The following is a 20,592-nucleotide window of genomic DNA, read 5'->3' on the forward strand; positions in this document are numbered from 1 at the left end:
AACCGCGCTGCGGCTGCTGGTGGGTGCAGCCGTAGTTGAGAGATTTTAGCGGCAGCGCGAATTGCTGCGGTCGATTGCCCTGCCCAGGATTGCACCGCCTGCTGCGCCAAGGATCGCGCCGAGCGTCTTGTCCCCGCGGCCGGCAACTTCATTGCCGATCAGGCCGCCGACAGCACCGCCGATAAGCAGGCCTGTGGTGCCGTCTTCCTTGCGGCAATAATAGCGGTTGTCGCGTCCGCGCCAGATGCGCGTATCGCGGTAAACCGGCTGGCCATAATCGCGGTAGTCACTGCGATAGTTGCGATAGCCGCGGTCGTCGTAGCCACGCCCGCGATTGTAAGCGCGGCGATGCTTCTTGCGCTTGTGCTCGAACACTTGGTGATTGTCGCTCTGCGCGGAGTGATAGATTTCGACGCCGTACTGGCCGTGGGAGGCAGGTGCCGCGGCTGCCGGAGTAGCCAAAATGGCGCACGGCACTGCGGCTGCCAGGGCGAGCGTTCTGAATTTTGTTAGCTGCATGATTCTTTCCTTAACTGTCATCAAAGTCGGGCGAGACAGTGTGTTTTCGTCCGGCATGTTCAGGAATAGGCCGCACTTCCTGAACAGAGTGCAACCGCAAAGTCAGGAATCGAAAGCTGCGGCGAGATGAGTGAAAAACACGGTTGGACCGTTTCATTTCGGCGGACTTGCGGGAGGAATCATGCACGACTAAGGGCTGGCGATGAGCACACAGCCTGAAAACTCACCCCCATCGGGACTGCCAGCCGCGCTGGGTGCCTACATAATTTGGGGCTTGTTGCCGCTCTATCTCGTGCTGGTGAAGACGGTGCCGCCCTTCGAATTCGTCGGCTGGCGAATTATCTGGACGCTGCCCTTCTGCCTTTTGATCGTCGCCTTTCGCAAACAATTTGCTGACGTAATCGCCGCGCTGGGCGACCGGCGGGTGGTGATGACACTGTGCGCCAGTGCGACGCTGATCGCGATCAACTGGCTGGTTTACGTCTGGGCCATCCAGAACGGGCATATTTATGCAGCCAGTCTTGGATATTACATCAATCCGCTGATCAACGTGCTGCTCGGCACGTTTGTGCTGGGTGAGAGGCTGAGCAAGCGGCAATGGCTTGCCGTAGGTCTGGCTGCATCCGGCGTCGCAATCCTGGCCGCTGGCGCGCTGACCACCCTATGGATCAGCCTGACTCTGGCCTTCAGCTTTGGCACTTACGGGCTGCTGCGCAAACGGGTTGCGGTCGGCTCTCTCCCCGGACTGACCATCGAGTCGGCGATCCTGCTGCTACCCGCAGCCGGAGTTGCACTTTTCTATGCGCAGGAGCCGGTCGGGTCTTCTTTCACCGTGGATCTATGGCTTAGCCTCGCGATCATGCTGGGCGGCGTACTAACCGCTGTTCCGCTGCTGATGTTTGCGGTGGCCGCGCGCCGGATGGATTATTCGACGCTGGGTTTCATCCAGTTCCTCGCCCCGACCATCGTGTTCCTGCTCGGCCTGTTCGTATTCCGGGAAGATCTGAAGCCTGTTCAACTGGCCTGCTTCGTAATGATCTGGACCGCCTTGGCGATATTCGTCTGGGATATGTGGGCCCGCCGGGCCAGACCGGTAAAAACCGAGGCCTGATCAGGCGTATTTCCAGCCTATCGTTTCGCCTGCGTGGAACGGAACAATGGGCGTGCCATTGGCGTCGACAGTCTGCGGGACTTCATTCGCCGTTTTGGTCAGCGTGATCGTCTGCTCGTTTACCGGCAGGCCGTAGAATGCGGGACCATTTAGCGATGCAAATGCTTCGAACCGGTCCAGCGCGCCCGCTTCCTCGAACACTGTCAGGTAACTTTCCAGCGCGAACGGCGCATTGAAAATACCGGCACAGCCGCAGGCATTCTCCTTCGCATCCTTTGCATGAGGCGCGCTGTCGGTGCCGAGGAAATATTTCGCAGAACCCGAAGTCGCCGCCTTGCGCAGCGCAAGCCTGTGATGTTCGCGCTTGGCAACCGGCAGGCAATAGGCGTGCGGCCTGATCCCGCCGACCAGCATCGCGTTGCGGTTGATGTGAAGATGTTGCGGCGTGATCGTCGCGCCGACATTCGCACCGCACGATTCGACGAAATCAACCGCATCAGAGGTGGTGATGTGTTCAAACACCACTTTCAGTTCGGGAAAGTCGCCCACCACGCGTTTCATATTCCGCTCAATGAAGACTTTCTCCCGGTCGAAAATGTCGATGTCGGCATCAGTCACTTCGCCGTGGATCAGCAGCGGCATCCCGATCTGTTCCATCACGGCCATCACATCGCGCAAATTGGCGATGTCGCTGACACCGTGCGCGGAATTCGTTGTCGCATTCGCCGGATACAATTTTGCGGCGGTGAAAACGCCTTGGGCAAACCCGCGCTCAATTTCTGCCGGGTCGGTCTGGTCGGTCAGATAGCAGGTCATCAGCGGGGTGAAGTCCATATCCGCCGGTACCGCCGCCATGATCCGGTCGCGATAGGCGGATGCGGACGCCGCATCGGTAACAGGCGGTGACAGGTTCGGCATAACAATCGCACGAGCGAACTGGCGCGCAGTGTAGCGGGCCACACCTTCCAGAATCGCGCCATCGCGCAGGTGTACGTGCCAATCGTCGGGCCGGCGGATGGTAATGCTGTCCATACTACTCATACTCGCAAATGACGCGGTTCAGGGTTGGCCGTATCCATAGGGACGAATTGCCGCAGAGTCCCGACTTAAGCGCATCATCAGGCGTCGCAGCCGCCGCCGAGCCAGCTGCGCGCATCGCGCTGCCCCTGCTCCCAAGTTCGGGTTACCTTGGTTTCGTCGGTGAAATCGATCTTGTCTGCCGCCACTTCCTTGCTTGGCTGGACATAGATATGCTGGTCACTCACGGGCAGATTGCGATAACGCCGGGTCAGCAAGACGAGAGTTCTTCCCTCGTCCGGCTGCGGCAGAGGGGCCTTGTCGAGCATTCCCCCATCGAGCACGTCGCGCCCTTCCCATTCGGGCACGTCAAACACGGGCGGTATCGTCGCTGCGGCGCAGATCAGATCGACCAGCCGGCCTTGTTGTGCCGCCTGCCTGGCATCGACTCGCAGCGATCGCATGCCCATCGCGCGCGGCAAGGCAAGGTGCGGGGTCGAACGAACCTGCTGGTCCAGCTGATAGGCAATTCCGGCAAAAACCGCCACAAGACGGGGGTACAGCCATTGCGGAGGCAGACCAAGTATCACTTCGAATTGCGGTCCGTCGGCAATCCGCTCGATCGCCCGATCATCGAGCGTAGTGGACACAACCGCACGGTACATTTCCTGATGCGGGGTGAAATTGGAGCGACCGGATTTCAGGTTGGCGTCGTTTTGCTGAAACGCTTGCCGCATCAAATCGTAGAGGTCTTCCTCGACCTCCCCGATCCACGCGGCACCAGACAAAGCGCCGCCGGAAACGCCGCTGATTCGGTCGGGCCGCAGGTCGGCATAGCTTCCCACCTCAGACAGAAAGCCGCCATGCCAGAAACAGCGGATCCCTCCGCCCGAGAAAGCAACCTGATCAAATCCGGTGTCTCTGCTGCTCATCTGCTTGTCCTTGCCCCTTCCCTTAGGAAACCCGCGCCCTATGTGTAGCGTATGTCAGCACACAGATTGTTCCAACGCGCGGTTATCCGTTTGGCTCCTCAGGACGACACGGAAAACGTGGCCGATTTCCTGCAAGGCCTCGTCACCAACGATGTGAAGGGACAGCTACCTGTCTGGGCCGGATTGCTCAGCGCGCAAGGCAAGACGATGTTCGACTTTCTGATATGGCCTGCCGGTGACGGGCAATTGCTGATCGATTGCGAAGCTGACGCCGCAGACGATTTAGTCAAGCGCCTTTCTCTGTACCGGCTCCGCCGCAAGATCGACATCAGCCGCGACGATACAATCGGCGTCTACTGGCAGGCAGAACAGGGCGACGGGGGTGCTCGCGATCCGCGTCTCGCCGATCTTGGCCAGCGCTGGCTGTCACCCGTATCCGAAGATGACGCCGCGGCAGACCATGCCTGGCTGGAACACAGGCTGCGCCTTGGCGTGCCGGAGGGGCGCGGCGAGCTTGGCGATATTCTGTGGCTGGAAACCAATGCAGCCGAACTGCACGGCGTCAGCTTCGAAAAGGGCTGCTATATTGGTCAGGAGAACACCGCGCGCATGAACTGGCGGCAAAAGGTCAATCGCCGCCTGCTGGTGGTTCCGGCAAGCGACTCTGATCCGAAGCGGCAAAAGATAGCCTATCCCGAGCTTTGCTTTGCCATCGATCACCTGCGCGTTGCAGATATCGATCCGGCCAGCACTCCGGAATGGATGAAATTAACGGCAGGCGAGGCTGGCTGACGGTCCGAAGGCCGGCTGAAGTCAGCCCTGCCCGACCAGATCGAGCGAATCGGTCAGCAAACGCTCCGCCCGGTCTCGCGCCGCGCTTTCCGGCAGGTTGAGCGACCGGGCCAGCGCCTTGCCCATCAAAGCATCACCCAGCGCCAGCAGAACCAGCGTAAGCGTGTTTTCATGCATCGCCATCACGCCCTGATGATCGCTGGCTTCTTCCGGTGCCAGTTCATCAACCAGTTCGTGGATCGTTTCGATAATCGGATCGAGCGCATCTTCGTTACCCGTCAGCAGCATCCAGCTGGCGAGCCCGCCCGCGCCTTCCTTGTCAAAAGCGTCGAAAGCCAGATCGACCACTTCGCGCGGGCTGCCGAGTCCCGCACGGCTGGCGCGAACCGCGTCCTTGATCGTCTCGCAGACGGTTTTTGCCAAATGTTCGGCCAGCGCCTTCTGCAATCCAGAAGCTGACCCGAAATGGTGCAGCAGGTTAGCATGTGTGCGCCCAACCCTTGCAGAAACAGCCTTAAGAGTGACTGATTGCGGACCCGTTTCGATAAGTAACGCGCGCGCCGCTTCTAGCGCAGAATTGCGGGACTCTTCGGGGGTTAAACGTTTGCGAGTTGCCATTAACACTTATGCCTAGTAGATTCTTAACATGAACAAGCAGACCTCGATCGACGTAAAGCGGACCGCGGCTCTCGACAAGCCGGCGACGCAGGCCTTCACCGCGATTGATAGCGCAACGCCCGCAGAACACGAACTCATTGTTCGCGACCAGCGCTTTGACCGCAATCACAGAACGCCGCGCTGGTGGCATTCGGGCGATCCGGTGGCGACCGCGTGGTACAATTCGGTGTCCGCCAGCCTGCCGCGCGGTGAAGCGTTCTTCATCGATACCATGCGGATGTTTCGCGATACGGTGCCTGCCGAAATCGCTGCTGAGATGAAGGCGTTCACCACACAGGAAATCAATCACACCCGCGAACATGTCGCGTTCAACCGGCTCGTGTCCGACCACGGATACAATGTCGAAAGCATTGACCAGGGCATCCAGTCAATGCTGGAACTGACCGAAGGCCGGCCGAAAGAATTCAACCTCGCCATAACCATCGCACTGGAACATTTCGCCGCGATCATCAGCCATCATCTGCTGTCCGATCCGCGCTATCTGGAAGGTGCCGATCCGGTTGCCGCGGATATCTGGCGCTGGCACGCGACAGAAGAGATCGAGCACAAGGGTATCACCTATGATGTGTGGCTCCACGCGACGAAAGACTGGAGCCGGTGGAAGCGATACCGCGTCAAGACCTTGATCGCGATGCTGATCACTCGCAAATATTTCGGAAACCGCATCCGCGATGCGATCGGCTTGCTGGAACAGGATGGCTACAGCCGCCGGAAAGCCAAATGGAAGCTTTATGCGTTTCTGTGGTGGAAGCCGGGCATGATGCGCCGCATGTTCTTCGAATGGGCAAAGATCCTGATGCCGGGATTCCACCCTTGGAAGCTGGATGACCGAGCATTGATCGGCAAGCTCGACAGCCCTTATGCAGACGCGGTGATGCCCGCCGAGTAACGTCGGCTCAAGCGCAACCAACCCTTATTGACATTGATGTAAGTAAGAGCTACTTACATCAATGTCAGTTATCAATGGAGTTTGCCTTGAACGCCCCTGCCAAGATCAATCTGGATGCGACAAAACGCAGCCCGACACCTAACGACCTCGACATCGTGGTCCGGGACGAACGCTTCAATCGTGAAACCACGCCAAACCGTTGGTGGGCCGGCGATGCATTCGGAACCGCTTGGCACAACGCGCTTTCGGCGACTTTCCCTCGCGGAGAGGCTTTCTTCATCGAAGCCGTAAAGGCACACCGCGAAGGCGCCGAGCCGAAACTGGCCGAAGAAATCCGCGCTTTCGTAAAGCAGGAAATCAACCACACCCGCGAGCACATTGCCTTCAACAAACTGGCTGAAAATGCCGGTTACGACATCAAGGCAATCGATCAGCGCGTGAAAGAAATGCTCGACCTGACAAAGGACCGTCCGGCGATCGCCAATCTGGCTGTGACGATGGCGCTGGAGCATTACACCGCGATGATGGCGCACGAATTCCTCGCCAACCCCAAGCATTTTGAAAATGCCGATCCGGAAGTGCGCGACATGTGGCGCTGGCACTCGGTCGAGGAAGTCGAGCATAAAGGCGTGGCGTATGACACCTGGAACCATGCGACCAAGGATTGGTCCGACTGGCAGCGCTGGAAAGTTCGCAGTCTGGTGATGGTTTCGGTGACTGGCCGGTTCTTCAAGAACCGCTGGAAAGACTCGCTGAACCTGCTTGCTCAGGACGGTATCACCGGATGGAAGGCGCGCTGGGGTCTGTTCAAATACCTGACAGTCACTCCCGGTGTCGTTCGCCGGATTTTCCCGGCATGGCTCGCCTATTTCAAACCGGGCTTCCACCCATGGGATCATGACGACCGCGAACTGATCCAGAAATATGAAGGCGAATTTGCAGACGCACTGATGCCTGCTGAGTAACAATCCCCTTAAGGACTTACGAAAAAGCCCCCGGCCTCGCGGTCGGGGGCTTTGTCATTTGTGAGACATCAGGCGGCCTGTTTCATGTCTTGCGGACCGATATCATCGTCTCCGTCAAGCTTCGCCTCAAAACAGGCCACCGGATCGCGCCGACCGCGGGCACGGCTATATGCGGGCCGGATTCGGCCAGTCGGTGTGAAACCCGCTTTCCGCAGAACCTTGCCCGAGGCAGGGTTATCGATGAAATGTGATGCCGTCATACGCTTGTGTCCAAGCGTGCCTGCGATCTGCAGCAGGGAACGGGCCGCCTCTGTCGCGAAACCCTTGCCCCACCATTCGCGTGCGATCCAATAGCCGAGCTGGACATTGCCGGTATCGTCATCAATGCCGATTCCCGCCCCACCGATGAGACCTGCTTCGGGCAAAGTGACCACGAAACTGGGCAGAAAACCATCCTGCTTGCGCGCGGCGAAATTGCGGGCGTCCTCTGCCGTATAGGGCCACGGCGCGGTGGCGAGGTTCATCACGACCTGTTGATCAGCCATGCCGCGATAGATCTCTTCCCAATCCTCGGGCCAGGCTGGCCGTAGAAACAGCCGTTCAGTGCGATGGAACATGGCGTCTTCTCCTCAAGGCCCCGCACCAGCCCCCTAAGCATGATGCGTGACATTCACATTGCGGCGAAAGCAATTTTCGCCGGTTCGTGAGGGAGATACGACAAGAGGGAGACCGGATGATCCGATCTCCCTCTGGAGTTGCCGAGTGTTCGGCGGACCATCCTGTCGGATAGCCCTGTCAGTGAACTATCCAGTTATTCGGCGGCTTCGGCCATCATGTCCACGGACACGTATTTACGGCCTTGTTTACCTGAGTGGAATCGCACGCGACCGCCTTCGAGGGCGAAGAGCGTGTGGTCCTTGCCCATCCCGACATTGGTGCCCGGATAGAACTTGGTGCCACGCTGGCGCACGATAATGTTGCCCGGAATCACTTCCTGGCTACCGAATTTCTTCACACCAAGGCGGCGACCTGCTGAGTCGCGACCGTTGCGGGATGAACCACCTGCTTTTTTATGTGCCATTGTCTCTTACTCTTTCGAAACTTGTCTTAGTCCGCTTTCTTAGCGGGCGCCTTCTTGGCAGCAGGCTTCTTTGCAGGAGCCTTCTTCTCAGCAGCTTCCTTCTTGGGAGCAGCCTTCTTAGCCGGAGCCTTGGTCTCTTCAGAAGCTTCCTTCTTTGGAGCGGCCTTCTTCGTCGCAGCCTTCTTCGAACCTTCACCAACGTCGGTGATGCGAAGCAGGGTCATCTGCTGACGGTGACCAGCCTTGCGGCGGTAGTTGTGGCGGCGGCGCTTCTTGAAAACGACGACCTTTTCGCTCTTGGCCTGCGCAATGATTTCAGCCGAAACCGAAACCTTGGAAGCATCAGCGATCGAATCGCCTTCACCGGCAAGCAGCACGTCACCCAGGGTAACGGTATCGCCAGCTTCACCAGCCAGCTTTTCAACTGCGATCTTGTCTCCTGCGGCAACCCGGTACTGTTTGCCGCCAGTGCGCACTACTGCGAACATGGTTTTGTCACTTTCAATTTATCTGCAGTGCCGCACCCATCATGAGTACGGCGCACCCGAAAAGCCGCCGAAATGGCGGGCCTGCCGGAAAGAAAGGTGCCGTTAAGGGATAGCCCCGCTCAAGTCAACGTTTTCAGGCCTGCTTTTTTCACGATCTGCTGCAACCAGTGGCACTCTCTGGATGGAAAGCCGGGGATTGCGTGCTAAGGCAAGGCCGATGTCTAGTCGAACAGCAGCGATCACACTTTTGTCTCTGGCGTTCTGCGCCGCTGGATGCGCGTCTTCAGGCAAGACCTACCCCTCGCTCGCTATCCGCGATGCCGAGCGGGTGTCGGGGACTCTGCCTGTAGGCGGTGTGGATGCAGTCCAAACGGCCCCGTCCCCATTACCTAGCGATCTTATAGGCCGCATTGCCGCGCTTGAAAGCTCCGCCCGCGAATCCCATCAGCGCTTCCTCGCCGCAGCCCCCGACGCGCGCGGTGCGGTTAGGTCTGGCAGGAATGCAGCAGTCGCAAGCAATTCATGGGCGAGCGCGCAAGTTGCTCTGGCAGACCTCGATTCGATCAGGAGCCTCACCGCAATTGCCTTGGGCGACCTCGACCTCATCTTTACCGACGCGACTCTCGATTTTGTCGAACGGGGCCAGATTGCACAGGCACGGGACAAGGTATTGGCCATGGTCCGCGAAGAGGATGCAGTTCTCGCGGAACTTCGCGGCGGCGCGCAATGAGCCTTGCCTGCGCGACCTGCCCAGTACGCGACCGTGCTGCCTGCTCAGTATTGTCCGAGGCTGACCGCGACACGCTTTCCAAATCAGGCCGGCATGTCGATCTGAAGCGCGGCGATACGCTGTTTCATGCAGGTGACGAAGGCAATGCATGCGCTACCCTTCTGACCGGCGCGCTGAAAGTTACCCGGATCGACAGTGAAGGAAACGAGCGGATACTTGCGCTGATCCACCCTGCCGGTTTCATCGGCGAGTTGTTCCGCCCGTTTTCCGATTATGACGTTGTTGCGCTGGGCGAAAGCAGGCTGTGCCTGTTTGGCCGCGGAGATATGGAAAACGCGCTTGATCAGCACCCCGCCCTGGCCCGGGCGCTGCTCCGCCGTGCGCAGGAGGATTTGCACGCATCACGGGAATTGCTGGCGATGGCAGGCAAGAACAGCGCTGAAGAGAAAATCGCCACGCTTATTATGGCTCTGGCTCAGGCAGCGAGCGATTCGCCCTGTCATCCGGCCCAGCGATTCGAATTGCCGCTGACCCGCGGCGAGATTGCTAACCTTCTCGGGGTCACTATCGAAACGGTCAGCCGGCAATTATCCAAATTGGAAAAAACCGGCGTGATCGTCAAAAACGGCTCGCGCGGGATCGAGATTGTCGACCCCGCGCGGCTGCGCTTCATGAGTGATCTTTCCTCTTAATCACACCAGCGCAGCTATGGTCACGACTGTCAGACCCCACATGACAATCAGGACCGGAAGAATCAGCATCTGGATCGCCACATCCTTCATCGACAGTCTGCCAGTGTGGGTCATCACACCGCGGCTGCGCAGCTGGCCTAAGCGCATGATCTTCGCACGGGCTGCGGGGTCGGTCCGCACAAAGATGGTCGCGATGCCAAAAAACGCCGTCAGCAAGACAACCATGATCCCGATTGGCAGGATCAGGCCGGGTGTGGAAAACCCGACCGACATGATGCCGAGAAATGCGAAATAGGATCCAGCGGTCGCGACATATAGGCCGGTTGGAAGATTGAAACTACGGTCCGCCTCGGGAACAGCCGGGGCAGAGATGGCGATCTCTTCACGGACAATGGCCTTGTCGGCAACGAGTTCGCGAGTGCTGTATTTGGACATGATAGGCTCCTTTGCGTCGGAGACCTTTGTGAACCGTGCGCCGGGATCACGCTTTGATCTGAATCAAAGGATCGAATCAGCTTGGCGAATTGTGCGCATTATTTCCAGCGGGCGAGGCTTGCATGATCGCTGGGTACCGGCTCGATCCAGTGCCAGCCGTCGGAGCGTTTTTCGCGTTTCCAGAACCATGCTGCGCTTTTCAGATGGTCCATGCAAAAATCGGCCGCATCAATCGCATCGCGGCGATGCATAGCTGCGGCAGATACGCACACGATATCGTCCCCTGGCACCATCTGCCCGATCCGGTGAACCATCAGCAGGCCCAGCAAATCGAATCGCGTGAAGGCAGCATCCGCCAGATCATGCATCCCCGGCAGGGTGAGCGGTTCGTAATGCGTCAGCTCAAGTGCCTCGACACCGCCGCTGCCCCGAACCTTGCCGGTAAAAGTGCAAACACCGCCAGTGTCGGGGACTTCGCTGAATGCGCGCTCCACAAGTTCGGCCGAATCGAATGGCTCGGCCACCAGCCTGACATCGCGCAATGCCATGCAGCTATCCGCCGCTGACCGGCGGCAAAAGCGCGACTTCATCGCCGTCCTGCGCTGCGAGAGTGCGCTTGTCCGATAGAACTCTCCCGCCGCAGGCGATGTTCACACGGTCTTCGGCGATCTGATCGGCAACTTCTGCACTGACCAGCGCGAGCAGTCCGGCCCAGTCGAGCGGCGCAGGTGCAGCCAGCTCCTGCCTGCCGGCAATATCAGCCAATGGGCCAAGGAAGAGAATCCGAACCGCCATTCTACCCGCCCGTCATCGACATATGGCGGGCAAGTGGCGGCTCAGTCTCGTCATCGCCTATGCGGAAATTATGCCGCTCAGGTTTGATGTGCATCGCTGTATCGAGCGCCCGTGATAGCTCTTCTGCAGGGTTTTGCGACCGTAACGCCGCACGCAGATCCACTTGTTCGCGCCCGCCGAGGCATGGGAAAAGCTGACCGGTCGCCGTTACCCTGACGCGGTTGCAACCGGCGCAGAAATTCTCTGTCAGCGGAGTAATCACTCCGAGTCTGCCGCCGGTCGCGTTGATGTCGTAATACCGGGCAGGTCCGCCCGTCTTGTACTGAGACGGAGCCAGTGCCCAGCGATCTTCGAGCTGGCGCACCACTCCGGGTAACGGAAGATAATGATCGGTCCTGTCTTCATCGACCACACCAAGCGGCATAGTTTCGATCAGGGTGATGTCGCACCCACGAGAATGCGCCCACTCGATCAGCGCAGGGATTTCGTGCTCATTGATCCCCTTTAGCGCCACGGTATTGATTTTCACACTCAGCCCAGCGGACAGAGCGGCTTCGATCCCGGCCATTACCTCATCCAAACGGCAGCGCCGGGTGAGCCGCTCAAAAATCGCTCCATCCAGCGTATCGAGCGAAACATTCACGCGCCTCACGCCGGCATTCGCCAGATCGGCGGCAAATTCGCTCAGCCGGGTGCCATTCGTGGTGAGAGTGACCTCGCGCAGCCCCTTGCCGATCTGCCCGCACAATGACCCGACCAGAGACATGATCCCGCGCCTGACCAAAGGTTCGCCGCCGGTCAGGCGGATCCGGTCAACCCCGCGCTCCACAAATCCCATCGCAAGGGTGTGAAGCTCCTCCAGCGAAAGCACTTCGGCCTTTGGCAGGAAGGTCATTTTTTGCGGCATACAATAGGTGCAGCGCAGGTCGCACCGGTCAGTGACCGAAAGCCTCAGATAGGTGATCCGGCGGTTGAAACTGTCCAGCAGCGGCGCTTCATTCATCGCGCGCCATTTCCAGATATTGACCTGTCACGCCCGCAGCCTTGGCGAGATAATCCGCCGTGGCCGAAATGCGCAAGTCATCGGACCCGGCAATGATATTGATCCGCGCAGGGGCGTGCGCCCGGGCCAGATCGCGGGCCAGGGCCCGGCGCCAGTCGCGGTGGTCATACGGCGCTCCCGGCAAGACAATCGTGAGATCAGCCCCGCCCGCCAAAGTCTCCCGCGCGCTGGTCAGATATTCGCGGGTGAAAGCAGCCGCGGCATCGAGTGCCGCATCAGGCAGTGTTTCTATCCGCAGCAGTTCGTGCACCGCGATCAGCGCCTCTCGCGCGTCATGGTGATGCCGATTTTCTCGTTCGCTTCTGCAATCGCGAGTTTCACGATCTTGACCGTGATTGCCTCCACCCGGTCATCCTGCACGAACAGGGTTTCGCAGATATGATCAGCCACCGCCTCGATCAGTTTGAAATGCACCCCTTCGGGCAGCGCATCGGTCGCTGCAAACTTCAGGTCCATATAATTCTTGCTCGCTTCCAGCGGCGTGTCCGGATCATAGCGATCGGCGATCTTCATCTTCGCCTGAATGGTAATGCGGAGCGGCTGGGGCTTGCCAGTTTCTTCGGAGTAGATGCCAGTCAGAACATCATGCTCCAGATCGGCAACTTCCAGGATTAGCGAATCGGCCATAAGGTTCCTTAGCCTTTATTCGACCAGCGCGCGAAGATCGCGGTTGGCAGCATCCTGCCGCCCTCACCCTCTTCCCGGACCGCCAGATCGCCGTGTTCGATCGTGCCGGGCAGGTCGGCAAATTTTTCCGCGAGCAATCCGGCAAGGGCCAGGCTGGACATTCGCACGGCATAAACGGTCAGGAACAGGAACCTGCTGTCAGCATCGAGCAACTGGCGGCAATCGGACACCAGATCGGGCAGCCCTTCCTCCAGACGCCAGGTTTCGCTTTTCGGCCCCCGCCCGAACTTGGGCGGATCGAGGATGATCCCGTCATACCTTCGTTCGCGACGCACCTCGCGCGCGGTGAATTTCGCTGCATCATCAACCAGCCAGCGAACCGGCCTGTCAGCCATTCCGGCAAGCTCAGCATTCTCACGTGCCTGAGCGACCGATTTCTTCGACGCATCGACGTGTGTCACCTTGCCGCACTGCGACAAGGCAAGCGAACCGACACCAGTATATCCAAACAGGTTGAGCGTTTCGGCATCGGGCTTCCCATCCAGCTGCCCGCGCATCCAGTCCCACACAGGTGCCATGTCGGGGAAGAAACCCAGATGGCGAAACGGAGTGCACTGCGCTGTGAAGGACACATCGCGCCATTTCATCGGCCACCCAGCCTCTGGAACCTGTTTGCTGTAATGCCAGCGTCCGCCGCCATCTTCGTCCGATCCCGGGATGAATTCGCCATGCGCATCCCAGTCTTCGAAGCGCGGTTGCCACATTGCCTGCGGTTCCGGGCGGATGAAGCGATATGGACCGTATCGCTCGATCTTGCGGCCGTGACCGCTATCGACCAGACCGTAATCGTCCCACGCTTCGCCGGTGAGGAGGCTTGGCTGCTCAATCAGCTGCGCCATCAGCGGGACTCGGTCGCACGCTGCGCCACATAATCGGCAACGGCATCATAATCGCCGGGCAGCTCGTCAAACCGCTCCTCGCGCGCGAAGAGGTCGCCAACGCGGGATGGCAAGGCAGGCCGCATTCCCGTTGCGCGTTCCACAGCATCGCTGAACTTCGCCGGATGCGCTGTTGCAAGCGTGACTACCGGGATATTCTTGGCCAGTTCGGTGCTGCGCGCAGCATAAAGGCCAATGGCGGTGTGCGGATCGATGATCTCGCCGCAATGGTCGCTGGCCCAGCGCATTGCCGATGCCATGTCATCTGCCCCTGCGCGGGTACTGGTAAACAGGCCGGAGGCTCCCTCACGCTGCGAATTGGTGAGCTGCATGGCCTTGCTTTGCTCAAACGCGCGCATCTGTTCGCCCAGCGCGGTTCCGTCGCGGCCGCCGCAATCGAACAGCAGCCGTTCAAAGTTCGAACTGACCTGAATATCCATCGACGGTGCGGCGGTTGGGGTTACGCTGCCAGCGGAATAGTCACCATCCGACAGCGCGCGGTGGAGAATGTCATTCACATTGGTCGCCACAATCAAACGTTCGATCGGCAGGCCCATCTTCGCTGCGACATAGCCCGCGAAAACATCGCCAAAATTGCCGGTCGGGACGGAGAAAGCGACCTTGCGCTGCGGCGCACCCAATTGCAGGGCGGCGGCAAAGTAATACACCACCTGCGCCATCAACCGGGCCCAGTTGATCGAATTGACTGCGGTGATGCGGAAACGGCCGTTCATTTCGCTGTCGCCGAACATCCGCTTCACCATGGCCTGCGCATCGTCGAAGCTGCCATCGATGGCAATGTTGTGAACATTGGGCGCGAGCACCGTGGTCATCTGGCGGCGCTGCACGTCGCTGACCCGCCCACTGGGATGCAGCATGAAAATGTCGATCCGCTCACGCCCGGCAACCGCGTCAATCGCGGCAGAGCCGGTATCACCGCTGGTCGCGCCGACAATCGTCAGGTGATCATTGCTGCGCGACAGGAAAGTCTCGAACAGCAGCCCTAGCATCTGCAGGGCGACATCCTTGAAAGCCAGCGTCGGGCCGTGGAACAGTTCGAGCAACCATTGCTGTTCGTCGAACTGCTTGAGAGGGGTCACAGCGGCGTGGGAAAAACGGCCATAGGCCGCGGCGCATAACTCGCGCAGCTTGTCCTGCGACAGGCTGTCTCCAATGAACGGTGTCATAATGCGCGCAGCAAGCTCTGCATAAGGCAGGCCCGCCATCGCGGCGATCTCGCCTTCGGAAAAACGCGGCCATTCAGCCGGGATATACAGCCCGCCATCATTGGCCAGACCTGCAAGGGTTACCCCTTCGAAATCGAGCGCCGGCGCGCTTCCTCGTGTCGAAATATACTGCATCGTTCTGCGCGGTTAGCGGCAGCGGCCAGACTGGGCAAGCGAGGCGCGCTTTACCCGGCCATAGCTTGCCTCTAAACCGTGTATCAGCCAGCCTTCTTGCGCACTGCCAATATGAAGATAACAAGCGCGGTCAGCGCGAACAGGAACCACTGCACAGCGTAGGACAAGTGATTGTTCGGCAAGTCGGCCGGATCGGGCTTTGCCAGCGGGCCAAGTCCCGCAAGCGGCGGATCGGCAACAATCTTGCCGCCGGGCGCCAGCATGCCGGTTACCTCGCCGCCCGCCCAATCGGGGCCTTGCGGTGTCCGCGACCATCCAAGGGCGATTTCTGCTTCGTCAGCGCCTTCGCCTGCACTGGCAAGTCGGCAGGTCGCGAGGTGCGCCCAGCCTTTGACCCCGACACTGTTGGTGCCGACGATGTCGCGTTTTGAAACCACCTCTCCGCACTGGACTGTCGTTGCCCGGTAGAGGTTCTGCTCGATCCCCTCGTCCGTCAGAGGATATTCGACCGGAGCGGCATCCTGCGGAACATTGCGGTAACTGGCCAGCAGCGCTTCCTTCTCGTCCGCCCTGCCCAATTGCCAGAAACCCAGCGCAATCATGGCGGCAACTGCAGCCGCCACGATCAGGCTCGGCAAAACCGGGAGGGACCGCAAGTTCATTCTCCGCGCCCCGCTTCGCCGGCGTTCCGGTCATATTCTGCGTAGAGAAGCGCAGCCTTGGCAGCGCGCAGACCAAGAATCACTGCTGCAAAGGTGATCGGCGTCCAGATCATCGCGTGAACCCAGAATGGAGGCGCCTGGGAAACTTCCAGCCACAGGGCGAGGCCAACGATAATTGCGCCAATTATCAGGGTCAGGAAACCTGCCGGACCATCGCCGACATTGAAGCGGGTAAAATCAAGCTGGCAGGAACTGCATTTCGGCGAGAACTGAGCAACGCCCTCAAACAGAGTTTTCGAACCGCATTGCGGGCACAAACCGAAAAGGGCAGCCTGTCCAATGGACGGCTGCCCCTTCGTTTTCTCCGGAACTTCCGAAGACATTAGTGAATTTCGGCGCCCCAGCCACCCCAGACGTAGACGGCGATGAACAGGAACAGCCATACGACGTCAACGAAGTGCCAGTACCATGCCGCAGCTTCGAAACCGAAGTGCTGACGCGGGGTGAAGTGACCCTTGTAGGTGCGGACCAGGCAGACGATCAGGAAGATCGTGCCGATCAGAACGTGAAAACCGTGGAAGCCGGTCGCCATGTAGAAAGCCGAGCTGTAGTTGCTCTGACCGAAGCCAAAAGCACCCAGAGCGTGCGAATATTCGTATGCCTGAATTGCCGTGAACAACGCGCCAAGTGCGATGGTCGCCCACAGACCTTTCTTGAGGCCGTCGCGATCACCGTGGATCAGCGAGTGGTGCGCCCAGGTTACGGTGGTGCCCGAGCAGAGCAGGATCAGCGTGTTAAGCAGCGGGAGATCGAAGGCATTGAGAACTTCGAGACCCTTTGGCGGCCACTGTGCGATTGCCGCAGCGCCATCTTCGCCGAAGCGCGAAATCACCGCTCCATCGACATATTCGATCGGGAACGGAAACAGCGAGAAGTCGAACCAGCTCCAGAACCAACCGACGAAGAACATGACTTCCGACGCGATGAACAGGATCATACCGTAACGCATGTGAAGCTGGACAACTGGCGTATGATCGCCGCCTTGCGCTTCACGAACGATGTTGCTGAACCAGCTGAAGAACGTGGCGATGAGGCCTGCGATACCAAGGCCGAGCACCAGATAGGCGTTAGCCATCTCGTGCATGTAGAAGACCATGCCGGTGGTGAAAGTCAGTGCCGAAACCGAGCCAATCAGGGGCCAGATGTCGGGAGCCAGAATGTGATAATCGTGGTTTTTCGTACCAGCCATGGAAATTCTCGTCCTGTCAGAGCGCCTTTGCCATACGGTGCGCCGAGATTGATGGGATGCCCTTAATCATCTGCGGGCCGCAGGTCCAGCCTCAGGATTCAGGTTTTTGGGCAGCTTTTTCGCCTTGAACCGCCGCGCCCTGGGCCGCCTTGTGGAATGTGTAACTCAAAGTGATCTGTTCGACGTCCTTGGCATTTTCATCCTGCAGGATTGCCGGGTCGACATAATACAGGACCGGCATACGGATTTCTTCGCCCGGTTGCAGGGTCTGCTCGGTGAAACAGAAACACTGGATCTTGTTGAAATAGGCACCGGTCTGTTCGGGTTCGACATTGAATGTCGCGGTACCGGTGATCGGCACGTTGCTGTTGTTTTTTGCAGTGTAGAACGCAAGGTCGCGCTGCCCGATCTGGACCTTGTCGGTGACCTGAGCCGGTTTGAAGGTCCACGGCATGTCGGCAGCGGTCGTCGCATCGAACCGGATCGAAATTTCGCGCGCGCCGGCACTTTGCGCCAATCGCGCGGCAATGTCGGCATCAGCCTCTGTCGCTTGCTGCGTAGTCCCGCCAAAACCAGTTACGCGGCAGAACAAATCATATAGCGGTACCGCAGCATATCCCAGCCCGAGCATCGCGAGCGCGCCGGCAAAAGCATAGATCGCGACCTTCAGGTTCTTCTGTTCGAGCGCGACAGTCGACATCGTCAGTCTCCCATTCTCACAATTGTAATGGCGTAAAACAGAACCACGAAAAACAGCAGCACAGCACCAACTGCGATGTTGCGGCCTTTGCGGCGCTTGGTGATTTCTTCCTGTTCTTCGGGTGTCATGCGATGAATCCCTGATAAAATGCTAGCCTGTCCGCCACCAGCGCGGTGAACAGGGCGAAAAGATAGATGATACTGAAGGCAAACAGGCGCTTTTCCGGTTTCATCGTGTCGCCTTCAACAGAACGGCGAAAGCTGACCGGGATGGCGAGCGCCAGGAACATGAGCGACAAGGCCAGCGCAGTTATACCATAAACAGCGGTCGTGCCGCCGATAAACCACGGGGTGGCTGCGAGGGGAACCAACAGAACGCTGTAAACGAAGATCTGCTTGCGGGTCGAAGCCTCCCCTTTGACAACCGGCATCATGGGAATGCCGACCTTGGCGTAATCGCTCTGCACGAACAGCGCGAGCGCCCAGAAATGCGGCGGGGTCCACATGAAGATGATTGCGAATAGCAGCACCGGCATCAGTGTGATGTCGCCTGTTACCGCGATCCATCCAATCATGGGCGGAAATGCGCCGGCTCCGCCGCCTATGACGATGTTCTGCGGGGTCCGCGGCTTCAGCCAGATGGTGTAGACAACCGCGTAATAGACGATCGATACGGCTAGTATGCCCGCCGCCAGCCAGCCAACCGCCAGCCCCATCACCCCGACCGAAGCAGCCGAAAGTAATATGCCGAAATCACGCGCATCGGTGCGCTGCATCCGGCCGGCCGGTAGCGGCCGCGCAGAGGTGCGCTTCATTCCCGCGTCGAGATCCGCTTCCCACCACTGGTTCAATGCAGCAGCACCGCCAGCGCCGATGGCAATGCAGAAAATTGCGGTAAACCCGATGACGGGATGGATGGATCCTGGCGCAGCCAGCAGTCCGCACAGACCGGTGAAAATCACCAAAGTCATCACGCGCGGCTTCGTCAGCGCGAAAAAATCGCGCCAGTCGGCGGGCAGCGCCTGTGTGGATGTTGGGTTCGCCTGTTGCATCAAATGTTCAAGCTGCCTGCTCGGCTTGCTCCTATAAAGGGGGGCGCGCCGTATCCGACGCGCCCCTCCCCGTTTTCAAATTCACGCTTCCTTCGGGGAAGCTCCGACTGGCTTATGCCGTTGCCGGACGGTGATCGTGGTAATCGTGGTGATCCTCGATAACCGGAAGAGTTTCGAACTGGTGGAACGGCGGCGGTGAGGACAATGTCCATTCCAGCGTCGTTGCACCTTCGCCCCATGGATTGTCGCCCGCCTTGCGGCCTGCAAGGAATGCATAGGCAAGGTTGACGAAGAAGATCACCATCGAACCGGCCATGATGATGTAGCCGATCGAGGAAACCTCGTTCCAGTAGGCGTAAGCTTCCGTGTAATCCGGATAGCGGCGCGGCATACCCTGGATACCCAGGAAGTGCTGCGGGAAGAAGATTACGTTCACGCCGATGAAGAACGTCCAGAAGTGCAGGTGCGAGAGAAACTCGCTGTGCATCTTGCCGCTCATTTTCGGGAACCAGTAGTAGAAGCCCGCGAAGAGCGAGAACACCGCACCCATCGACAGCACGTAGTGGAAGTGAGCCACAACGTAATACGTGTCATGAAGTGCGTCATCAACGCCGCCGTTTGCGAGGACCACACCGGTCACACCGCCAACGGTGAACAGGAAGATGAAGCCCAGCGACCAGACCATCGGCGATTTGAATTCAAGCGAACCGCCCCACATGGTTGCGATCCAGCTGAAGATTTTCACGCCGGTCGGAACCGCGATAACCATCGTCGCTGCGGTGAAGTACATCTTCGTATTCACGTCGAGACCGACGGTGTACATGTGGTGAGCCCACACGATGAAGCCGACGACACCGATTGCGACCATGGCATAGGCCATGCCGAGATAGCCGAACACCGGCTTGCGGCTGAAGGTGGCCACGATCTGGCTGACCATGCCGAAGCCCGGCAGGATCATGATGTAAACTTCAGGGTGACCGAAGAACCAGAACAGGTGCTGGTAGAGAACGGGATCGCCGCCGCCAGCCGGATCGAAGAAGGTGGTTCCGAAATTACGGTCGGTCAGCAGCATGGTGATCGCAGCAGCAAGCACGGGAAGCGCGAGCAGCAGCAGGAATGCAGTGACCAGCACCGACCAAACGAACAGCGGCATTTTATGCAGGGTCATGCCCGGCGCGCGCATATTGAAGATGGTGGTGATGAAGTTGGTCGCACCAAGGATCGAACCTGCGCCCGCCAGGTGGAGCGAGAAAATCGCAAAGTCGACTGCCGGCCCCGCAGAGCCGCTGGTCGATAGCGGCGCATAGACGGTCCAGCCAGTGCCCGCACCATTACCCGTACCGCCCGGCACGAACATGGAGAAAAGCAGGCTGCAGAAACCGGCAACGGTGAGCCAGAACGAGATGTTGTTCATGCGAGGGAACGCCATGTCAGGCGCACCGATCATGATCGGAACGAACCAGTTACCGAAGCCGCCGATCATCGCCGGCATGACCATGAAGAAGACCATGATCAGGCCGTGGGCAGTGATCAGCACGTTCCACATGTGCAGGTTCTGGTCGAAGGCCGCTTCGCCGCCAAGCATGGTGACAACACCGCCAAGAACCTGAATGCCAGGCTCTGCCAGTTCGGCACGCATGATACCGGAAATGGCACCACCGATGATACCCGCGAAGATCGCGAAGATCAGGTAGAGCGTACCGATATCCTTGTGGTTGGTTGACATGAACCAGCGCGCGAAGAAACCGGGCTTGTGATCTGCATCATGCCCGTGATCTTCACTGTGGACCGGGAAATTTTCGGCTGTGGTTGCCATG

General features: G+C 59.0%; 28 protein-coding genes. 6 read left to right on the forward strand and 22 right to left on the reverse strand.

All coding sequences use genetic code 11. The annotated features are described in order from the left end of the window. Nucleotides 1–45 precede the first annotated feature (45 nt). On the reverse strand, nucleotides 46–519 hold the full coding sequence (locus GRI43_RS06320; RefSeq protein ID WP_160730172.1) for a glycine zipper 2TM domain-containing protein: 474 nt from the start codon (nucleotides 517–519) through the stop codon (nucleotides 46–48). 202 nt (nucleotides 520–721) lie between these two features. Between GRI43_RS06320 and rarD the strand changes: the two genes are divergently transcribed. Beyond that, the gene (gene rarD / locus GRI43_RS06325; RefSeq protein ID WP_160730173.1) at nucleotides 722–1,630 is read left to right on the forward strand and encodes an EamA family transporter RarD; all 909 of its coding nucleotides are present in this window, start codon (nucleotides 722–724) and stop codon (nucleotides 1,628–1,630) included. Here rarD and pyrC read toward each other — a convergent pair whose 3' ends face one another. Together pyrC and GRI43_RS06335 are read right to left on the reverse strand one after the other, a co-directional pair. After that, nucleotides 1,631–2,662, reverse strand: a complete 1,032-nt coding sequence (gene pyrC / locus GRI43_RS06330; protein WP_160730174.1) for a dihydroorotase — start codon at nucleotides 2,660–2,662, stop codon at nucleotides 1,631–1,633. 86 nt (nucleotides 2,663–2,748) lie between these two features. Beyond that, a complete protein-coding gene (locus GRI43_RS06335; RefSeq protein ID WP_160730175.1) occupies nucleotides 2,749–3,579 on the reverse strand; it encodes a patatin-like phospholipase family protein in 831 nt (276 codons plus the stop codon). A 51-nt stretch (nucleotides 3,580–3,630) separates the two neighbouring features. Here GRI43_RS06335 and ygfZ point away from each other — a divergent pair, with 51 nt between their 5' ends. Then, nucleotides 3,631–4,371: a CAF17-like 4Fe-4S cluster assembly/insertion protein YgfZ gene (ygfZ, locus tag GRI43_RS06340; protein WP_160730176.1), complete on the forward strand. Its 741-nt coding sequence runs from the start codon at nucleotides 3,631–3,633 to the stop codon at nucleotides 4,369–4,371. Between the two features lie 21 nt (nucleotides 4,372–4,392). On the opposite strand, the gene GRI43_RS06345 is transcribed toward ygfZ, so the two are convergent. Next, nucleotides 4,393–4,989: a TetR/AcrR family transcriptional regulator gene (locus tag GRI43_RS06345; protein WP_160730177.1), complete on the reverse strand. Its 597-nt coding sequence runs from the start codon at nucleotides 4,987–4,989 to the stop codon at nucleotides 4,393–4,395. A gap of 28 nt (nucleotides 4,990–5,017) precedes the next feature. Here GRI43_RS06345 and GRI43_RS06350 point away from each other — a divergent pair, with 28 nt between their 5' ends. Together GRI43_RS06350 and GRI43_RS06355 are read left to right on the forward strand one after the other, a co-directional pair. Beyond that, nucleotides 5,018–5,938, forward strand: a complete 921-nt coding sequence (locus GRI43_RS06350; RefSeq protein WP_160730178.1) for a metal-dependent hydrolase — start codon at nucleotides 5,018–5,020, stop codon at nucleotides 5,936–5,938. Between the two features lie 86 nt (nucleotides 5,939–6,024). After that, complete coding sequence (locus GRI43_RS06355; protein ID WP_235903620.1) at nucleotides 6,025–6,903, forward strand: metal-dependent hydrolase; 879 nt, start codon at nucleotides 6,025–6,027, stop codon at nucleotides 6,901–6,903. 68 nt (nucleotides 6,904–6,971) lie between these two features. Here GRI43_RS06355 and GRI43_RS06360 read toward each other — a convergent pair whose 3' ends face one another. The 3 genes from GRI43_RS06360 to rplU all read right to left on the reverse strand — a co-directional run bounded on the left by GRI43_RS06360 (nucleotide 6,972) and on the right by rplU (nucleotide 8,472). Beyond that, complete coding sequence (locus tag GRI43_RS06360) at nucleotides 6,972–7,520, reverse strand: GNAT family N-acetyltransferase (RefSeq protein WP_160730180.1); 549 nt, start codon at nucleotides 7,518–7,520, stop codon at nucleotides 6,972–6,974. Between the two features lie 194 nt (nucleotides 7,521–7,714). Further along, nucleotides 7,715–7,984 carry a 50S ribosomal protein L27 gene (gene rpmA / locus GRI43_RS06365; RefSeq protein WP_160730181.1) on the reverse strand — a complete coding sequence of 90 codons (270 nt, stop codon included), beginning with the start codon at nucleotides 7,982–7,984 and terminating at the stop codon, nucleotides 7,715–7,717. A gap of 26 nt (nucleotides 7,985–8,010) precedes the next feature. Continuing rightward, a complete protein-coding gene (gene rplU, locus GRI43_RS06370) occupies nucleotides 8,011–8,472 on the reverse strand; it encodes a 50S ribosomal protein L21 (protein ID WP_160730182.1) in 462 nt (153 codons plus the stop codon). A gap of 217 nt (nucleotides 8,473–8,689) precedes the next feature. Between rplU and GRI43_RS06375 the strand changes: the two genes are divergently transcribed. After that, complete coding sequence (locus tag GRI43_RS06375) at nucleotides 8,690–9,202, forward strand: hypothetical protein (protein WP_160730183.1); 513 nt, start codon at nucleotides 8,690–8,692, stop codon at nucleotides 9,200–9,202. Then, on the forward strand, nucleotides 9,199–9,894 hold the full coding sequence (locus GRI43_RS06380) for a Crp/Fnr family transcriptional regulator (RefSeq protein WP_160730184.1): 696 nt from the start codon (nucleotides 9,199–9,201) through the stop codon (nucleotides 9,892–9,894). The genes GRI43_RS06375 and GRI43_RS06380 overlap by 4 nt, the downstream gene beginning before the upstream one ends. Here the strand turns inward: GRI43_RS06380 and GRI43_RS06385 are convergent, their stop codons facing one another. The 15 genes from GRI43_RS06385 to ctaD all read right to left on the reverse strand — a co-directional run bounded on the left by GRI43_RS06385 (nucleotide 9,895) and on the right by ctaD (nucleotide 20,591). Then, nucleotides 9,895–10,329 carry a hypothetical protein gene (locus GRI43_RS06385; RefSeq protein ID WP_160730185.1) on the reverse strand — a complete coding sequence of 145 codons (435 nt, stop codon included), beginning with the start codon at nucleotides 10,327–10,329 and terminating at the stop codon, nucleotides 9,895–9,897. A 98-nt stretch (nucleotides 10,330–10,427) separates the two neighbouring features. Then, on the reverse strand, nucleotides 10,428–10,877 hold the full coding sequence (locus tag GRI43_RS06390) for a molybdenum cofactor biosynthesis protein MoaE (RefSeq protein ID WP_160730186.1): 450 nt from the start codon (nucleotides 10,875–10,877) through the stop codon (nucleotides 10,428–10,430). A 4-nt stretch (nucleotides 10,878–10,881) separates the two neighbouring features. Next, nucleotides 10,882–11,124, reverse strand: coding sequence for a MoaD/ThiS family protein (locus GRI43_RS06395; RefSeq protein WP_160730187.1), 243 nt, complete (start codon nucleotides 11,122–11,124; stop codon nucleotides 10,882–10,884). Nucleotide 11,125: 1 nt separating this feature from the next. Next, the gene (moaA, locus tag GRI43_RS06400) at nucleotides 11,126–12,127 is read right to left on the reverse strand and encodes a GTP 3',8-cyclase MoaA (protein ID WP_160730188.1); all 1,002 of its coding nucleotides are present in this window, start codon (nucleotides 12,125–12,127) and stop codon (nucleotides 11,126–11,128) included. Beyond that, nucleotides 12,120–12,437: a Rossmann fold domain-containing protein gene (locus GRI43_RS06405; RefSeq protein ID WP_160730189.1), complete on the reverse strand. Its 318-nt coding sequence runs from the start codon at nucleotides 12,435–12,437 to the stop codon at nucleotides 12,120–12,122. The genes moaA and GRI43_RS06405 overlap by 8 nt, the downstream gene beginning before the upstream one ends. Nucleotides 12,438–12,442: 5 nt before the next feature. Further along, nucleotides 12,443–12,814, reverse strand: coding sequence for a dihydroneopterin aldolase (locus GRI43_RS06410; RefSeq protein ID WP_160730190.1), 372 nt, complete (start codon nucleotides 12,812–12,814; stop codon nucleotides 12,443–12,445). Between the two features lie 8 nt (nucleotides 12,815–12,822). After that, nucleotides 12,823–13,713, reverse strand: coding sequence for an RsmD family RNA methyltransferase (locus GRI43_RS06415; RefSeq protein WP_160730191.1), 891 nt, complete (start codon nucleotides 13,711–13,713; stop codon nucleotides 12,823–12,825). After that, on the reverse strand, nucleotides 13,713–15,113 hold the full coding sequence (thrC, locus tag GRI43_RS06420) for a threonine synthase (protein ID WP_160730192.1): 1,401 nt from the start codon (nucleotides 15,111–15,113) through the stop codon (nucleotides 13,713–13,715). The genes GRI43_RS06415 and thrC overlap by 1 nt, the downstream gene beginning before the upstream one ends. An 83-nt stretch (nucleotides 15,114–15,196) precedes the next feature. Beyond that, a complete protein-coding gene (locus GRI43_RS06425) occupies nucleotides 15,197–15,775 on the reverse strand; it encodes an SURF1 family protein (RefSeq protein ID WP_160730193.1) in 579 nt (192 codons plus the stop codon). Further along, on the reverse strand, nucleotides 15,772–16,158 hold the full coding sequence (locus GRI43_RS06430; protein ID WP_160730194.1) for a DUF983 domain-containing protein: 387 nt from the start codon (nucleotides 16,156–16,158) through the stop codon (nucleotides 15,772–15,774). The genes GRI43_RS06425 and GRI43_RS06430 overlap by 4 nt, the downstream gene beginning before the upstream one ends. Further along, nucleotides 16,158–17,024 carry a cytochrome c oxidase subunit 3 gene (locus GRI43_RS06435; RefSeq protein ID WP_160730195.1) on the reverse strand — a complete coding sequence of 289 codons (867 nt, stop codon included), beginning with the start codon at nucleotides 17,022–17,024 and terminating at the stop codon, nucleotides 16,158–16,160. The genes GRI43_RS06430 and GRI43_RS06435 overlap by 1 nt, the downstream gene beginning before the upstream one ends. 91 nt (nucleotides 17,025–17,115) lie before the next feature. After that, nucleotides 17,116–17,724: a cytochrome c oxidase assembly protein gene (locus tag GRI43_RS06440; protein WP_160730196.1), complete on the reverse strand. Its 609-nt coding sequence runs from the start codon at nucleotides 17,722–17,724 to the stop codon at nucleotides 17,116–17,118. A gap of 2 nt (nucleotides 17,725–17,726) precedes the next feature. Beyond that, nucleotides 17,727–17,852 carry a hypothetical protein gene (locus GRI43_RS14015; protein WP_268893572.1) on the reverse strand — a complete coding sequence of 42 codons (126 nt, stop codon included), beginning with the start codon at nucleotides 17,850–17,852 and terminating at the stop codon, nucleotides 17,727–17,729. Beyond that, nucleotides 17,849–18,775, reverse strand: coding sequence for a heme o synthase (locus GRI43_RS06445; RefSeq protein WP_160730197.1), 927 nt, complete (start codon nucleotides 18,773–18,775; stop codon nucleotides 17,849–17,851). Before GRI43_RS06445 ends, GRI43_RS14015 begins: the two co-directional genes overlap by 4 nt. Before the next feature lie 112 nt (nucleotides 18,776–18,887). Then, nucleotides 18,888–20,591 carry a cytochrome c oxidase subunit I gene (gene ctaD / locus GRI43_RS06450; protein WP_160730198.1) on the reverse strand — a complete coding sequence of 568 codons (1,704 nt, stop codon included), beginning with the start codon at nucleotides 20,589–20,591 and terminating at the stop codon, nucleotides 18,888–18,890. Between the last annotated feature and the right edge of the window lies 1 nt (nucleotide 20,592).

This window comes from Pontixanthobacter luteolus (assembly GCF_009828095.1).
GTDB classification, from domain to species: domain Bacteria; phylum Pseudomonadota; class Alphaproteobacteria; order Sphingomonadales; family Sphingomonadaceae; genus Pontixanthobacter; species Pontixanthobacter luteolus.

Coding starts and splice junctions, on each gene's coding strand:
- GRI43_RS06320 (WP_160730172.1), bottom strand. CDS start 519: ATGCAGCTAACAAAATTCAGAACGCTCGCCCTGGCAGCCGCAGTGCCG.
- rarD (WP_160730173.1), top strand. CDS start 722: ATGAGCACACAGCCTGAAAACTCACCCCCATCGGGACTGCCAGCCGCG.
- pyrC (WP_160730174.1), bottom strand. CDS start 2,662: ATGGACAGCATTACCATCCGCCGGCCCGACGATTGGCACGTACACCTG.
- GRI43_RS06335 (WP_160730175.1), bottom strand. CDS start 3,579: ATGAGCAGCAGAGACACCGGATTTGATCAGGTTGCTTTCTCGGGCGGA.
- ygfZ (WP_160730176.1), top strand. CDS start 3,631: ATGTCAGCACACAGATTGTTCCAACGCGCGGTTATCCGTTTGGCTCCT.
- GRI43_RS06345 (WP_160730177.1), bottom strand. CDS start 4,989: ATGGCAACTCGCAAACGTTTAACCCCCGAAGAGTCCCGCAATTCTGCG.
- GRI43_RS06350 (WP_160730178.1), top strand. CDS start 5,018: ATGAACAAGCAGACCTCGATCGACGTAAAGCGGACCGCGGCTCTCGAC.
- GRI43_RS06360 (WP_160730180.1), bottom strand. CDS start 7,520: ATGTTCCATCGCACTGAACGGCTGTTTCTACGGCCAGCCTGGCCCGAG.
- rpmA (WP_160730181.1), bottom strand. CDS start 7,984: ATGGCACATAAAAAAGCAGGTGGTTCATCCCGCAACGGTCGCGACTCA.
- rplU (WP_160730182.1), bottom strand. CDS start 8,472: ATGTTCGCAGTAGTGCGCACTGGCGGCAAACAGTACCGGGTTGCCGCA.
- GRI43_RS06375 (WP_160730183.1), top strand. CDS start 8,690: ATGTCTAGTCGAACAGCAGCGATCACACTTTTGTCTCTGGCGTTCTGC.
- GRI43_RS06380 (WP_160730184.1), top strand. CDS start 9,199: ATGAGCCTTGCCTGCGCGACCTGCCCAGTACGCGACCGTGCTGCCTGC.
- GRI43_RS06385 (WP_160730185.1), bottom strand. CDS start 10,329: ATGTCCAAATACAGCACTCGCGAACTCGTTGCCGACAAGGCCATTGTC.
- GRI43_RS06390 (WP_160730186.1), bottom strand. CDS start 10,877: ATGGCATTGCGCGATGTCAGGCTGGTGGCCGAGCCATTCGATTCGGCC.
- GRI43_RS06395 (WP_160730187.1), bottom strand. CDS start 11,124: ATGGCGGTTCGGATTCTCTTCCTTGGCCCATTGGCTGATATTGCCGGC.
- moaA (WP_160730188.1), bottom strand. CDS start 12,127: ATGAATGAAGCGCCGCTGCTGGACAGTTTCAACCGCCGGATCACCTAT.
- GRI43_RS06410 (WP_160730190.1), bottom strand. CDS start 12,814: ATGGCCGATTCGCTAATCCTGGAAGTTGCCGATCTGGAGCATGATGTT.
- GRI43_RS06415 (WP_160730191.1), bottom strand. CDS start 13,713: ATGGCGCAGCTGATTGAGCAGCCAAGCCTCCTCACCGGCGAAGCGTGG.
- thrC (WP_160730192.1), bottom strand. CDS start 15,113: ATGCAGTATATTTCGACACGAGGAAGCGCGCCGGCGCTCGATTTCGAA.
- GRI43_RS06425 (WP_160730193.1), bottom strand. CDS start 15,775: ATGAACTTGCGGTCCCTCCCGGTTTTGCCGAGCCTGATCGTGGCGGCT.
- GRI43_RS06430 (WP_160730194.1), bottom strand. CDS start 16,158: ATGTCTTCGGAAGTTCCGGAGAAAACGAAGGGGCAGCCGTCCATTGGA.
- GRI43_RS06435 (WP_160730195.1), bottom strand. CDS start 17,024: ATGGCTGGTACGAAAAACCACGATTATCACATTCTGGCTCCCGACATC.
- GRI43_RS06440 (WP_160730196.1), bottom strand. CDS start 17,724: ATGTCGACTGTCGCGCTCGAACAGAAGAACCTGAAGGTCGCGATCTAT.
- GRI43_RS14015 (WP_268893572.1), bottom strand. CDS start 17,852: ATGACACCCGAAGAACAGGAAGAAATCACCAAGCGCCGCAAAGGCCGC.
- GRI43_RS06445 (WP_160730197.1), bottom strand. CDS start 18,775: ATGCAACAGGCGAACCCAACATCCACACAGGCGCTGCCCGCCGACTGG.
- ctaD (WP_160730198.1), bottom strand. CDS start 20,591: ATGGCAACCACAGCCGAAAATTTCCCGGTCCACAGTGAAGATCACGGG.